A 13,232-nucleotide genomic window follows, 5' to 3' on the forward strand; every position below is an offset into this window, starting at 1 on the left:
GTCAGGCGAAGCTGACGGAAACCCGCCCCAGCACCCCGAAATCCGCCTCGACCGCATCGCCCGGCGAAATCGCGATCGGCACGACGCAGGTGCCTGTCGTCACCACCTCGCCCGCCTTCAGCGTGACGCCGAGCCCGGACAATTCGTTGGCGAGCCAGGTCAGCGCGATACGCGGATCGCCGAGCACATTCGCGCCGAGCCCCTCCTGATCCGGCCGGCCCGGCACCCGCGCAATGGGCTTGTAGGCAGCGAGATCGAGCCCGCGCCAATCGGCGCCAGTGCTCTCGCCGAGCACGAATTCATGCGCGCAGGCATTGTCGGCGACGAGCTGGACATGCCCGGCCGTCACGAAATCGGCGAAGCGGGAATCGGGCGCCTCGATCGCCGGATGCAGGCTCGCGACCGCGTCCAGCACCTCGTCCTGGCTGTAGGGCGTCTCGCGCGGCGGCAGATCGCGCGCCATGCGGAATGCGAACTCGACCTCGGCGACGCGCATCGCATTGCCGGCAAGCGAGGTCGTTGCGCCATCCGGCAACACGCGCTCGGCGAGGATACGGCCCGCCAGCGGCCCGTCGACGCCGATATGCGCCTGCCCCGCCTTGCTGGTCGCGGCGATCTTCCAGCCGAACAGTGGCGCCGGGCTCGCCCGCTCCAGCAGCGCCTGCATCGCATAGGCCTCGCGCCGGTCCTCGGGCCGCAAGCCCTCGGGCATCGTCTCGCATTTCGTTCCCGCCCGCCATTGCGCCAGCAGGAAGGCCGCCCCGGACGCCAGCCGCTCCTCGCCGCTCATGCCGCGAGCCCTCCCGCCGCGCCGACCCGGCGCAGATGATGCGTGGTGTCGCCGAACAGGCTCTCGATCATCGTCAACCGCTTGAAGTAATGCGCGCCGAGATACTCCATCGTCATGCCGATGCCGCCATGGAGCTGCACCGCCTCCTGGCCGACCAGCCGGCAGGAGCGGTTGACCTGGACCTTGACCGCCGACAAGGCCGCCGCACGCTCGGCAGCATTCTCATGCTCGACCATCATCGCGGCATAGGCCGCCATCGAGCGCGCCTGCTCCAGCGCGATCAGCATGTCGACGGCGCGGTGCTGCAGCACCTGGAACTGCGCGATCGGAGCCCCGAACTGCCGGCGCGTCTTGAGATAATCGACGGTAAGTGTGTGCAGCGCTTCCATGATGCCGACCGCTTCGGAGGCCAAAGCCGCGATGGCGAATTCGGCGACGCGCTCCAGGATCGGCAGGCCCTCGCCTTCAGGGCCGATGAGGTCTTCGGCGGAAACCGTCACGCCAGACAGGGCGATCTCGGCGGCGCGCCCGCCATCCTGCGTCGCATAGCCGTGGATTTTCACGCCCCCGGCATCGGCCGGCACGAGGAACAGGCTGATGCCCTCGCGGTCGCGCCGGTTGCCGGAGGTCCGGGCGCTCACGACGAGCCGCTGCGCGCTGTCGCCGCTGATCACGACGCTTTTCGCTCCCTCCAGCACGTAGCCGTCGACCGTCTTCTTGGCGCTGGTGGCGACATCGTGCAGATCGTAGCGCGACTGCGTCTCGGTGAAGGCGAGAGCGAGCCGCGCCGTGCCCTCGACGATGCCGGGGATGACGCGCTCCTTCATCGTCGCGGAGCCGCCGAGCCGAATGGCGCTGCCGCCGAGCACGACGGTCGCCAGATAAGGCTCCAGCGCGAGGCCCCGCCCCAGCGTCTCCATCACCAGCAGCGTCTCGACCGGCCCGCCGCCGAAACCGCCCTCCTCCTCGGAGAACGGAATGCCGAGCAGGCCCATCTCGGCGAACCGGGCCCAGCCGGCTTCCGAAAAGCCGGGCGGCTCCTTCGCCAGCTTCTGCCGTGCCTCCAGCGAGCCGTAACTGGATGCGATCAGCCGGTCGACACTGTCCTTGAGCTGCGTCTGTTCGGGGGAGAGGTCGAAATCCATGATGCCGTTCCAGTGTCTGCAGAGACCATCAACCCGTCATGGTCGGGCTTGCCCCGGCCATCCACGTCTTCTTTCATCCGCGTTGCAAGACGTGGATGCCCGGCACAAGGCCGGGCATGACGGGAGGGACCCGCCAGCCCGCGCCGCTAAAGTCCCAGCACCGCCTTGGCGATGATGTTCTTCTGGATCTCGTTCGAGCCGCCATAGATCGAGACCTTGCGGTTGTTGAAATAGCTCGTGGCGGCCGCGTCGGCCCAGTCATGGTCGAAGGGCCAGTCGTTCGTCAGATCGCCCGATCGCACCGGAGCCGCCAGCGCGAACGGCCCCGCCGCCTCCAGCAGCAATTCCGTCGTCGCCTGCTGCAGCTGCGAGCCCTTGATCTTCAGGATCGAGGAGGCCGGATCGGGCTTGCCCGGATCGCGCTTGCCCTGCGCCGCGACGACCCGCATCTGCGTGATCTCCAGCGCCTTCAACTCGATCTCCACCTCGGCCAGCCGCTCGCGGAAGGCGGCGTCGTCCCAGACCGTCCCCTCGCCTGCCGGCATCCCCTTCGCCAACCTCTTGATCCGCGTCAGCCGCTCCTTGGACAAACCGATGCGGGCGATGCCGGTGCGCTCGTTGGCGAGCAGGAACTTGGCGTAGTCCCAGCCCTTGTTCTCCTCGCCGACCAGATTCTCGACCGGCACCTTGACGTTGTCGAAGAAGACCTCGTTGACCTCGTGCCTTCCCTCCAGCGTGATGATCGGACGGACCGTGATGCCCGGCGTCTTCATGTCGATCAGGATGAAGGAGATGCCGGCCTGCTTCTTCGCCGACGGATCGGTGCGGACGAGGCAGAATATCCAGTCGGCGTGCTGGCCGAGCGTCGTCCAGGTCTTCTGGCCGTCGACGACGTAGTGCTCGCCCTCGCGCACGGCCCTCGTCTTGAGCGAGGCGAGGTCGGAGCCGGCGCCGGGCTCGGAGAAGCCCTGGCACCACCATTCGTCGAGATTGGCGATGCGGGCGAGATGCTTTTCCTTCTGCGCCTGGTTGCCGAAGGCCGCGATCACCGGCCCGACCATGTAGCAGTTGAACTGCAGCGGCAGGGGCACGGCCGCCAGCAGCATCTCCTCGGTGAAGATGTAGCGCTGGATCGCGGTCCAGTCCCGGCCGCCCCATTCCCGGGGCCAATGTGGCACGGCCCAACCCTTGGCGTTCATGATGCGCTGTGAGGTGACCATGTCCTCGCGCGTCAGGCCGCGGCCTTCCGAGACCTTCTTGCGGATCTCGGCCGGGATTTCGGTGCGGAAGAAATTCCGCACCTCGTCGCGGAAGGCGATCTCCTCGGGGGTGAAGCGCAGGTCCATGGCAATCAACCCTGATTGATCTCGAACAGCCCGGCGCAGCCCATGCCGCCGGCGACGCACATCGTCACCACGGCGTAGCGCGCCTTGCGGCGGCGGCCCTCCAGCAGGGCATGGCCGACGAGCCGCGCCCCGCTCATGCCGAAGGGATGGCCGACCGAGATCGCCCCGCCATTGACGTTGACCTTCTCGGGGTCGATGCCGAGCGTGTCGCGGCAATAGAGCGATTGCGAGGCGAAGGCCTCGTTCAGCTCCCAGAGATCGATGTCGGACACTTTCAAACCGTTGCGCTCCAGCAGGCGCGGCACGGCGAAGACCGGCCCGATGCCCATCTCGTCGGGCTCGCAGCCGGCCGAGGCGAAGCCGCGGAAGATGCCGAGCGGCGAGAGGCCGCGCCGGGCCGCCTCGCCCGCCGACATCACCACGCTGGCGGAGGCGCCGTCGGAAAGCTGGCTCGCGTTGCCGGCGGTGATGAACTGATCGTCGCCGCGCACGGGCTTGAGCTTCATCAGTCCCTCCAGCGTCGTGTCCGGCCGGTTGCCCTCGTCCTTGTCGAGCGTGGTCTCCTCCATCCGGGTTTCGCCGCTCGCCTTGTCGGTGACGGACATCGTCGCCGTCATCGGCACGATCTCGCCGTCGAAGAGGCGGCGCTGCTGGGCGCTCGCCGTGCGGCGCTGGCTCTCCAGCGAGAATTCGTCCTGCGCCCGCCGCGAGATGCCGTAGCGGCTCGCGACGATGTCGGCGGTCTCGATCATCGAGGTGTAGATTTGCGGCTTGTTCGCCGTCAGCCAGTCGTTCTGGGTCAGCTCGCGCTTGACCTGCGGCTGCACGAGCGAGATCGACTCGACCCCGCCGCCGACCGCGACCGGCACGCCGTCCATCACCACGCGCCGCGCCGCGTGCGCGATCGCCTCAAGGCCCGAGGCGCAGAAACGGCTGACCGTGACGCCGGCCGACTGCACCGGGATGCCGGCCATCAGCGCCGCGTGGCGCGCGACATTGCCGCCGGTCGCCGCCTCCGGGTAGCCGCAGCCCAGCACGACCTCCTCGATCGCCTCGCCCTCGACGCCGGCGCGCGCCATGGCGTGGCGGATCGCATGGGCGGCCATGTCGGCGCCCTTGGTCTGATTGAACGCCCCGCGAAAGGCCTTTCCGATCGGCGTGCGGGCGGTGGAGACGATGACGGCTTCTGTCATGGGATGTCCTGGGAGGCACTGTCTTGGCTGGAATTCTCTACTCCGTCACGGCAAGGGCGCTTGCCATGCAGCGGCATCCTTCGCCGCCTGTTTGTCCTGTTCCTCGGCGACCAGCACCTTGGCCAGCAATTTGCCGGCGGCGCTGCGCGGCAGCGAGTCGCGGAACTCGAGAGCGCGCGGCATCTCGTGGCGGCCGAGACGGTCCTTCAGGAAGCCGAGCAATTCCTCCAGCGTGAACGGCGCCGAGCCCGCCTTCAGCTTGACGAAGGCTTTCGCCGCCTGGCCGCGATAGGCGTCGTCGATGCCGATCACCACGACCTCCTGCACGGCAGGATGCTCGTAGATCGCGCTCTCGATCGCCACCGGATAGACGTTGTAGCCGCTGGAGATGATCATGTTCTTGCGGCGGTCGACGATCTCGAACAGCCCGTTCCCGTCCATCCTCCCGAGATCGCCGGTCAGGAACCAGCCCTCGTGGAAGGCCTCGGCCGTGCCGGCGGGGTCGTCGAGATACCCCTTGAAGACGTTGGGGCCCCTGATCGCGATCTCGCCGATCTCGCCGGGCGGGAACTCGTCGCGCTCGGGCTCCAGCGAAACGATCGTCATCGTGATGCCGGGCAGCGGAATGCCGATCAGCCCCGGCCTGGGTTCGGCGTCCTTCGGCACGCGCGAGCCCGCCGGCGCGGTCTCGGTCATGCCCCAGCCATTGTTGAGCCGGACGCCGAGAATGCCCTCCAGCTTCGTCTGCACGTCGAAGGGCAGCGGCGCGCCGCCCGAGACGCATGAGCGCAGCGAGGAGAAATCGACGCGCTCGACGCCCTCGCGGTTGAGCAGCGCGAACCACATCGTCGGCACGCCGGAAAACAGGGTCGCGCGCTTGACCGCGATGTCGGCGATCAGCGTCTCCAGGTCGAAGCGCTGGCGCAGCAGGATCGCGTTGCCGTCGCGGACCTGCCGCAGCAGGATCGTGGTCAGGGCATAGATGTGGAACAGCGGCAGCACGCAGATCGACTTCTGCGCGCCGGGCTCCAGCGTCTCGCCGTCGCTCCAGAGCCGGTAGATGTTCACGGCCGAGACGAGGTTGCCATGCGTCAGCATCGCGGCCCGGGGCATGCCGGTGGTGCCGCCGGTGAACTGCAGCAGCATCACGTCGTCCGGCGATACCGCCGGCCAGACGGCGGGCAAGGGCGCCAGCATCAGCCTGTCGAGCTGCGCGACGTCCTTTCGCCGCGGCATCGGCAGCGACTCGGCGTCGATCTTGCCCCAGCGCTGGTCCTCGCCGACGAGCAGGCGCGGCGCCAGCCCCTGGTCGAGCAGCGTCAGCGCATTGGGCAGGAAGCCCGGCAGGTTGGTGGTGACGAGCCGCGACGGCGTCGTGACCTTGAGCTTGTGTTCGAGCTCGCGCGGCGCGTCGAGCGCCGAGAGATGCACGACGGTCGCGCCGCAGCGTGCGATCGCGAAGAAGGCGGCGGGATGCCAGGGAGTGTTCGGCAGCAGCAGGGCGATCCGGTCGCCCGGCTTGACGCCGTCCGCGATCAGCCCGCCGGCGAGCAGCGTCACCAGCGCGTCGAACCCGGCATAACTGATCTCGCGCTCGCGGAACTCGATCGCGGTCGCGTCGGGGGTCAGCGACACCGGCGCGGCCAGGAGCTCCGGCACCGTGCCGGTTTCGACAGGGGCGTCCCAGTCGCAGGCGTTCGGAAACCGCTCCCGCCAGATCGGGCGAGGTTCGCTCATGACGCACTGCCCCGTCCCCTTCCCCCCGCTCGCGGTGGGGAAGGGGACGGGCGGCGGCGCGCTTGCGCGAAACCGCTCACGCGGCCTTGGCCTTCAGCTCGGAGAAGGTCTTGCCCTCGGCCGCGAGCCGCCTCAGCAGCGGCGCGGGCTCCAGCGCCTTGTCGCCGCTCTCGGCCGCCTGCTCTTCGAGCCGCTTGACGATGACGCCCAAGCCCACCGTATCGGCCCAGTGCATCGGCCCGCCGCGCCAGGCCGGCCAGTTGTAGCCGTTGAGCCAGATGATATCGATGTCGCCGGGCCTGGTCGCGATGCCCTCCTCCAGGATGCGCGCGCCCTCGTTGACCATCGGGTCGAGCAGCCGCGCCAGGATCCCGCTTTCGGTGAAGCGCCGCCGCGTCACGCCCTGTTCTTTCGAGATGCAGGCGATCAGCGCCTCGACCTCGGGATCTCGCTCGCCCGCCCGTGCGCCCTCGGGATAGAGATAGTAGCCGCGTCCGGTCTTCTGGCCGAACCAGCCGGCCTCGCAGATCGCGTCGGCCACGGCGGCCGTCTTGCCGCGCGATTTGCGCGTGCGCCAGCCGATGTCGTTGCCGGCGAGGTCCGACATCGCGAACGGCCCCATCCTGAAGCCGAAGCCGGTCAGCGCCGCATCGACCTCGTGCGGCAGCGCGCCGGCGATCAGCAGCCGCTCGGCCGCTTTCGTGCGCTGCTCCAGCATGCGGTTGCCGACGAAGCCGAAGCCGTTGCCGACCACGACCGGCGCCTTGCCGAGCCGGCGCGCCAGCGAGACGGCCGTCGCCACGACATCGTCGGCGACGCCGGCCGGGCGGACGACCTCCAGCAGCCTCATCACATTGGCCGGGCTGAAGAAATGCATGCCGAGCACATCCCGCGGGCGCTTCGTCGCGGCGGCGATCGTCGGGATGTCGAGATAGGAGGTGTTGCTGGCGAGGATCGCGCCCGGCTTCGCGATGCCGTCCAGCGCGCCGAAGATTTCCTGCTTGACGCCCATCTCCTCGAAGGCCGCCTCGATCACGATGTCGGCCCCGGCCGCCGCCTGCAGCCCCACCGCAGGCGTGATCAATGCGAGCCGCTTGTCGCGCAGCTCCGGCGTCAGCGAGCCGCGCGTCACCGACATCTCGTAGATCGCCGCGACCCGGTTGATGCCGTTGTCGATCTGCGCCTGCTCCTGCTCGATCAGCGTCACCGGGATGCCGGCGTTGGCGAAGCACATCGCGATGCCGCCGCCCATCGTGCCGGCCCCGATCACGGCCGCCGTCGCGACCGGCCGCTCCTTGATGCCCGGCGCGAGGCCGGGGATCTTGGCGGCCTCGCGCTCGGCGAAGAAGACATGGCGCAGCGCCTTCGAGCGCTCGTCGGCGACGAGCTTGAGGAACAGCGCCCGCTCGGCCGCCAGCCCCTCGGTGAAGGACAGCGTGAAGACGCCGCGCACCGCCTCGACCAGCGCCATCGCATTGGGCATGTCGCCGGATTTCTTCGTGGCGTCGGCCGCCATCGCCTCGAACGCATCGCGATCGGCGTGCGTCAGCCTGTCGGCCTGCTCGCCGGTCCGGCGCGGCGCGCCCTTCGCGGCCAGCCGCCCGGCGAGCGCGACGGCCGCCGCGACCACGTCCTCGCCGACCTCGTCGACCAGCCCGAGCGCCAGCGCCTCGTCGGCGGAGACCGGCTCGCCGGACAGCATCATCGGGAAGGCTTTAGCCGCGCCGATCAGCCGGGGCAGGCGTTGCGTGCCGCCGGCGCCGGGAATGATGCCGAGCTTGATCTCGGGCAGGCCGAGCTTGGCCGCGGGCGCCGCGACGCGGGCATGGCAGGCGAGCGCCACTTCGAGCCCGCCGCCCAGCGCCGCGCCCTGGATCGCGGCGACGACCGGCTTCCGGCAGCCTTCGATCACATCGAGCACGTCGGGCAGGATCGGCGCGAGCGGCGGCTTGCCGAACTCGCTGATGTCGGCTCCCGCGATGAAGGCCTTACCCGCCGCCGCGATGACGATCGCATCGACGCCCGCATCCGCCGCCGCCGTCTCGACCGCCGCCTCGAGGTCGGCGCGCAGCTTCGCGCCGAGCGCATTGACGGGTGGATTGTCGATCGTCACGATCGCGATCCGGCCGCGATGCGCGAGCTGTGCGGTCTGCATGGGCGGCGTCCTTGAAGGCCTTTGTGTTCTGCATTGCAGAACGATTATCTGCATGAATGGCTGCTAGGAAGAACCCCTCGCTCGCTTTGTCAAGCGAGGGACCAAGCGTTTCTCGTCAAGGCCGGCGCTGGTGCTGCACTGCGGAATTCGCGCCCGCCGCCTTGACCCGCCGCGAAACGCCATGCCATGCCTTTCGGCAGTGCCGCATCGCGCCGTTCCGCCGGCAGGCGATGAAGAAGCCGCCCGGAGGAACATCATGATCCGCAGGACTGTCCTGGCCTCGACCCTGATCTGCGGCCTTGCCGCGAACCTCGCCTGGAGCGCCGCCGCCGCGGAGGAGATCCAGGTCGGTTCGCACATGCCGCTGACCGGCGCGCTGGCGCGCTCCGGCCAGTCCTTCCGCGAAGGCATGCTGGTCGCGGTCAAGATGTTCAACGACTCGCAGACGAAGCACCAGATCAAGGTCACCCTGATCGACGACGAGACCCAGCCGGCCAAGGCGGTCGGCGCGGTCGAGAAGCTGGCCTCGGACGGCGCTGTCGCGATCCTCGGCGGCTACGGCTCCAACATCGTCGGGCCGGCCTCGGACACCTCCAACCGGCTGGGCAAGGTCTACATCACCGCCGGCGCGGTCAGCGAGGAGTTGGTCCAGCGCGGTCACAAGACCTTCTTCCGGATCAACAACAATGCCGGCTATCTGCGCGGCTTCGAGGGCATGGTCGAGGAGCTCAAGGCCGGCAGCGTCTCGATCGTCGCCTCGACGCGCGAGGCCCCGATGCTGCTCGCCAAGGGGCTCGAGGAGAGCCTGGCCAAGAAGAACGTCAAGGTCACGCTGCATCCCTTCGACCCCGCGATCACCGACTTCAAACCGATCATCAACAAGGTGAAGCTGCAGGACAAGTCCGACATCATCTTCATGTCGGCCTATGAAAACGACTATGTCGGCATCATCCGCGCCGCCAAGGTGCTGAAGCCTCCGGCGAAACTGATCGCCGGCGCCTGGTCGCTGGCGATCCCGAAGATGTACCAGGACTTCCCCGACCTGATGCAGAACGTCGTCGGCACCACGCCGCTGCCCTACCCCGTCGACATGAAGGACGCCGAGGGCCAGGCCTTCGTCGCGGCCTTCAAGGCGATGTGGAACAAGGACATCGACTATGCCGCGACGCTCTCCTTCGTGAAGACGATCGTGCTCTGCGAGGCGCTCGCCCGCGCCGCCGACGCCGGCACGCTCAAGAGCGGCGGCCTCGCCGACGAGGTCCGCAAGACCAGGCGCTCCTCGGTGCTCGGGCCGATCGCCTTCAACGAGGTCGGCGACAACCCGAACTTCACTCTCGCCATGGGCCAGCACCGCGACGGCAAGATCGTGCTGGTCTCGCCGGCCGAGCAGGCCACGGGCAAGATCGCCTATCCCGGCCTGCCCTGGTGAGCACAGGGGCATCGGAAACAACCGTCATTGCGAGCGTAGCGACGCAATCCAGCGGCTCGCGCTACGCCCCCTGGATCGCTTCGTCGCCGCGCTCCTCGCAATGACGATGAAGCCTTAAGCCGAGAACCATCCCGCCCCATGCTCGAACTCTCACAGCAAGCGATCTTCTCGGGCCTGCTCGTCGGCTCGGTCTACGCGCTCGTGGCGCTCGGCATCGCGCTCACCTTCGGCGCGATGAAGATCATCAATCTCGCCCATGGCGAACTCGTGCTGCTGGCCGCCTACATGGCCTATGTCGTCGAGAGCCGGACCGGCTGGAACCCCTATGCCGCGATCCCGCTCGCCTTCGCGGTGACGGCCGTGGTCTCGATCGCGGTCTACCTGCTGATCGACCGCATCAGGCAGCACCGCGAACTCAACTCGCTGATCCTGACCTTCGCCATCGGCATCATCATCACCAACGGCATCCTGCTGGTCTTCGCCAGCGACGTGCGCTCGACCAATTCGCCGACCCTGCAGGACGCGGTCTCCTTCCACACCGTCTATGCGATGAAGGGGGAGCTCACCGCCTTCGTCGTCAGCATGGCCGTGATGACCGGGCTGTGGTGGTGGCTGAAGCTGAGCTGGTACGGGCGCGCGGTCCGCGCCGTCTCCTCCAGCCGCGACGCCGCGATGCTGATGGGCATCGACCCGCGCCGCGTCGAACTGGCCGCCTTCCTCGTCGCCGGGATTCTCGCGAGCGTCGCCGGCGTCGCGCTCTTCACCATGAGCGTGGTCCAGCCGGCGCTCGGGCCGGCGCTGACGGTCAAGGCCTTCATCGTCACGGTGCTGGCCGGCGTCGGCTCGATCCCAGGCGTGTTCTGCGCCGCGCTCCTGCTCGGCGTCACCGAGGCGATGACCGTGACGCTGGCGAGTTCGGCGCTGCAGGAACTCGTCGGCATGGTGCTGTTCCTGCTCGTGCTCTTCTTCATGCCGAACGGGCTTTTCGGCGCCCGGGCGCGGCGCGGCTGAGACGGCGGCGATGAAGAACCTCCCCGCCATCCTGCTCGGGCTCGGCGCCTGCGCCGTCCCGCTGGTCTATGGCGGCAACGGCTACATCATGGGGCTGATGGTGTCGGGCCTGATCGTGGCCGGCGTCGCGCTCGCCTGGGCGCTGCTCGGCAATCTCGGCGGCATGGTCTCCTTCGGCCACGCCGCCTTCTTCGGCGTCGGCGCCTATGCCTCGGCGCTTCTGTCGGCCAAGGCCGGCCTGCCGGTGCCGCTCTCGCTGCTGGCCGGCGGCGCGGTCGCGGCGCTGTCCTCGCTCGCCATGCTGCCGGCGCTGAGATTGTCCGGTCCCTATTTCGCGCTCGCCATCCTGGCCTATGCCCACATCTTCAGGATCCTAGCGACCGAGCTGGGCTGGCTGACCGGCGGCTCGGCCGGCTTCGCCCGCTTTCCCGTTCTGCCGACCATCGCCGGGATCGATTTCTCCAGCCGTGTCGGCAGCTACTGGCTGCTCGTCGGCATGGTTTGCCTGTGCCTGCTCGCCTACCGCGCCGTGAAGGCGAGCCATGTCGGGACGGCCTTGCGCGCCATGGCCGAGAGCGAGGACGCGACCCGCGTCGTCGGCGTCAACGCGACCCTGCTCAAGGCCTGGATGCTGCTGCTCTCGGCCTTCATCACCGGGCTGTTCGGCGCGATGAACGCCCACATCATCAACTTCCTCGAACCGGACTACGCCTTTTCCGGCAACTGGTCTGTGCTGCCGATCATCGCCGCGATCTTCGGCGGCTACCGCACCATCCTCGGCCCTGTGGCGGGCGCGGTCGCGATCTATCTGTTCGACCAGATCGTCGCCAAGGCGATCCTGCCCGTCGGCCACCAGATCATTCTCGGCGTCCTGCTCGCCGGCATGATCCTGGTCGCGCCCAACGGCCTGTTCGGGCTGTTCGGCAAAAAGAGGACGGGAGCCGCCCATGCTGCGGCTTGAGGACGTCACCGTCCGCTTCGGCGGCCTCGTCGCGCTGAGGCAAGTCTCGTTTTCGCTGTCGGCCGGCGAGATCCTCGGCCTCGTCGGCCCCAACGGCGCCGGCAAGACGACCCTGTTCAACACCATCTCCGGCCTCGTCCGACCGCGCTCCGGAAAGATCCTGTTCGAGGAGCGCGAGATCGGCCGCAAGGCGCTGCATGCGCGCGCGAGGCTGGGTCTGGGCCGCACCTTCCAGATCCCGCAGCCGATGCATCATCTGACCGTGCGCGAGAACCTGACCGTCGCGCAGGTCTTCGGAGCCGGCCGCTCCGATCCCGCCCGCATCGGCGAGATCCTGCGGGTGATGGAACTCGCCGAGCACGCCGAACGCGACGCCGCGACCGAACTCGCGCTTCAGGAACTGAAGCGGCTCGAAGTCGCCAAGGCGCTGGCGACCAACCCGAAGCTGCTGCTGCTCGACGAGGTGCTGGCAGGCCTCGAAAGCCAGGCCAAGCGCCGCTTCATCGCCAAGCTGCGCGAGCTGCGCGAGCGTTACGGCCTGACCATCGTCATCGTCGAGCACGACATCGAGACGATCTCGACCCTGTGTTCGCGCGCGGTCGTTCTGAATTTCGGCCAGATGATCGCCGACGGTACGCCAGACGCGGTCTTCCGCAACCCGGCCGTGGTCGAGAGCTATACGGGGACGGCCGATGCTTGAGGTCCGCAATCTCCGTGCCGGTTATGGCGCGATCAACGTTCTCTGGGACGTCTCGCTGACCTTCCCCAAGGGCGAGCTGACCGCGATCGTCGGCCCCAACGGGGCGGGCAAAACGACGCTGTTCCGCGCGCTGATGGGCCTCGTGCCGCATCAGGGCGAGATCAGGCTCGACGGCCGCGGCCTGAAGGCCAAGACCTGGGATCTGATCGAGGCCGGGCTCGTCATGGTCCCTGAGGGCCGGCTCGTCTTCAGGGAGATGAGCGTCGAGGAGAACCTCTCGCTCGGAGCCTATCCGCGCCGCTGCCGCAAGGCGCTCGGCCGCAATCTGGAGCGCGTCTACGACCTCTTTCCGCGCCTGAAGGAGCGCCGCGCCCAGGCGGCGGGCTCGCTCTCGGGCGGCGAGGCGCAGATGGTGGCGATGGGGCGCGGCATGATGAGCGAGCCGCGCATCCTGCTGATCGACGAACCCTCGCTTGGCCTGGCGCCCGTGATCGTGAAGGAGGTCTTCGGCATCGTCCGCCGGCTCAAGGCCGAGGGCGTCACCATCGCGCTGATCGAGCAGAACACCCATATCGCGCTCTCGGTCGCCGACCATGTCCATCTGATGCGTTCGGGAAAAGTCCTGCTCAGCCAGAAGGCGGCGCAGGTCGATCTCGCCCGCCTGCACGATCTCTATCTCGCCCGTGAGGGTACTGCTGTTGGGCGAACCGGATGATCGACGCTGGAGACAAGCACGACCTGTCCCCTTCCCCCCGCTTGCGGTGG

At 68.5% G+C, this 13,232-nt stretch carries 11 protein-coding genes; 5 read left to right on the forward strand and 6 right to left on the reverse strand.

Annotated elements, in window-relative coordinates; translation table 11 throughout:
• Position 1: 1 nt before the first annotated feature.
• The 6 genes from AC1RRW_RS02550 to AC1RRW_RS02575 form a co-directional block, all read right to left on the reverse strand.
• Positions 2-790: a 2-keto-4-pentenoate hydratase gene (locus AC1RRW_RS02550; protein WP_492898881.1), complete on the reverse strand. Its 789-nt coding sequence runs from the start codon at positions 788-790 to the stop codon at positions 2-4.
• Positions 787-1,935, reverse strand: a complete 1,149-nt coding sequence (locus AC1RRW_RS02555) for an acyl-CoA dehydrogenase family protein (RefSeq protein ID WP_492898883.1) — start codon at positions 1,933-1,935, stop codon at positions 787-789. The genes AC1RRW_RS02550 and AC1RRW_RS02555 overlap by 4 nt, the downstream gene beginning before the upstream one ends.
• 146 nt (positions 1,936-2,081) lie before the next feature.
• Positions 2,082-3,281: a pimeloyl-CoA dehydrogenase large subunit gene (gene pimC, locus AC1RRW_RS02560; RefSeq protein ID WP_492898885.1), complete on the reverse strand. Its 1,200-nt coding sequence runs from the start codon at positions 3,279-3,281 to the stop codon at positions 2,082-2,084.
• 5 nt (positions 3,282-3,286) lie between these two features.
• Positions 3,287-4,474 carry an acetyl-CoA C-acyltransferase gene (locus tag AC1RRW_RS02565; RefSeq protein WP_492898887.1) on the reverse strand — a complete coding sequence of 396 codons (1,188 nt, stop codon included), beginning with the start codon at positions 4,472-4,474 and terminating at the stop codon, positions 3,287-3,289.
• A 45-nt stretch (positions 4,475-4,519) separates the two neighbouring features.
• Positions 4,520-6,211, reverse strand: coding sequence for an AMP-binding protein (locus AC1RRW_RS02570; RefSeq protein WP_492898889.1), 1,692 nt, complete (start codon positions 6,209-6,211; stop codon positions 4,520-4,522).
• A 76-nt stretch (positions 6,212-6,287) separates the two neighbouring features.
• Positions 6,288-8,366 (reverse strand): 3-hydroxyacyl-CoA dehydrogenase NAD-binding domain-containing protein, encoded by a 2,079-nt coding sequence (locus tag AC1RRW_RS02575; protein ID WP_492898891.1) that lies wholly within the window; start codon positions 8,364-8,366, stop codon positions 6,288-6,290.
• Between the two features lie 256 nt (positions 8,367-8,622).
• Here AC1RRW_RS02575 and AC1RRW_RS02580 point away from each other — a divergent pair, with 256 nt between their 5' ends.
• The 5 genes from AC1RRW_RS02580 (at position 8,623) to AC1RRW_RS02600 (ending at position 13,182) form a co-directional block, all read left to right on the forward strand.
• Positions 8,623-9,795 carry an ABC transporter substrate-binding protein gene (locus tag AC1RRW_RS02580; RefSeq protein ID WP_492898893.1) on the forward strand — a complete coding sequence of 391 codons (1,173 nt, stop codon included), beginning with the start codon at positions 8,623-8,625 and terminating at the stop codon, positions 9,793-9,795.
• A gap of 138 nt (positions 9,796-9,933) precedes the next feature.
• On the forward strand, positions 9,934-10,806 hold the full coding sequence (locus tag AC1RRW_RS02585; protein WP_492898895.1) for a branched-chain amino acid ABC transporter permease: 873 nt from the start codon (positions 9,934-9,936) through the stop codon (positions 10,804-10,806).
• A 10-nt stretch (positions 10,807-10,816) separates the two neighbouring features.
• Positions 10,817-11,767, forward strand: coding sequence for a branched-chain amino acid ABC transporter permease (locus AC1RRW_RS02590; protein WP_492898897.1), 951 nt, complete (start codon positions 10,817-10,819; stop codon positions 11,765-11,767).
• On the forward strand, positions 11,754-12,467 hold the full coding sequence (locus AC1RRW_RS02595) for an ABC transporter ATP-binding protein (protein WP_492898899.1): 714 nt from the start codon (positions 11,754-11,756) through the stop codon (positions 12,465-12,467). Before AC1RRW_RS02590 ends, AC1RRW_RS02595 begins: the two co-directional genes overlap by 14 nt.
• Positions 12,460-13,182 (forward strand): ABC transporter ATP-binding protein, encoded by a 723-nt coding sequence (locus AC1RRW_RS02600; RefSeq protein ID WP_492898901.1) that lies wholly within the window; start codon positions 12,460-12,462, stop codon positions 13,180-13,182. Before AC1RRW_RS02595 ends, AC1RRW_RS02600 begins: the two co-directional genes overlap by 8 nt.
• Positions 13,183-13,232: the final 50 nt, after the last annotated feature.

Source organism: Allobosea sp. GW821-FHT12C12, from assembly GCF_058807355.1.

Excerpts from the sequence above, each read along its gene's own strand:
- AC1RRW_RS02550 (WP_492898881.1), bottom strand. The coding sequence starts at position 790 with ATGAGCGGCGAGGAGCGGCTGGCGTCCGGGGCGGCCTTCCTGCTGGCG.
- AC1RRW_RS02555 (WP_492898883.1), bottom strand. The coding sequence starts at position 1,935 with ATGGATTTCGACCTCTCCCCCGAACAGACGCAGCTCAAGGACAGTGTC.
- pimC (WP_492898885.1), bottom strand. The coding sequence starts at position 3,281 with ATGGACCTGCGCTTCACCCCCGAGGAGATCGCCTTCCGCGACGAGGTG.
- AC1RRW_RS02565 (WP_492898887.1), bottom strand. The coding sequence starts at position 4,474 with ATGACAGAAGCCGTCATCGTCTCCACCGCCCGCACGCCGATCGGAAAG.
- AC1RRW_RS02570 (WP_492898889.1), bottom strand. The coding sequence starts at position 6,211 with ATGAGCGAACCTCGCCCGATCTGGCGGGAGCGGTTTCCGAACGCCTGC.
- AC1RRW_RS02575 (WP_492898891.1), bottom strand. The coding sequence starts at position 8,366 with ATGCAGACCGCACAGCTCGCGCATCGCGGCCGGATCGCGATCGTGACG.
- AC1RRW_RS02580 (WP_492898893.1), top strand. The coding sequence starts at position 8,623 with ATGATCCGCAGGACTGTCCTGGCCTCGACCCTGATCTGCGGCCTTGCC.
- AC1RRW_RS02585 (WP_492898895.1), top strand. The coding sequence starts at position 9,934 with ATGCTCGAACTCTCACAGCAAGCGATCTTCTCGGGCCTGCTCGTCGGC.
- AC1RRW_RS02590 (WP_492898897.1), top strand. The coding sequence starts at position 10,817 with ATGAAGAACCTCCCCGCCATCCTGCTCGGGCTCGGCGCCTGCGCCGTC.
- AC1RRW_RS02595 (WP_492898899.1), top strand. The coding sequence starts at position 11,754 with ATGCTGCGGCTTGAGGACGTCACCGTCCGCTTCGGCGGCCTCGTCGCG.
- AC1RRW_RS02600 (WP_492898901.1), top strand. The coding sequence starts at position 12,460 with ATGCTTGAGGTCCGCAATCTCCGTGCCGGTTATGGCGCGATCAACGTT.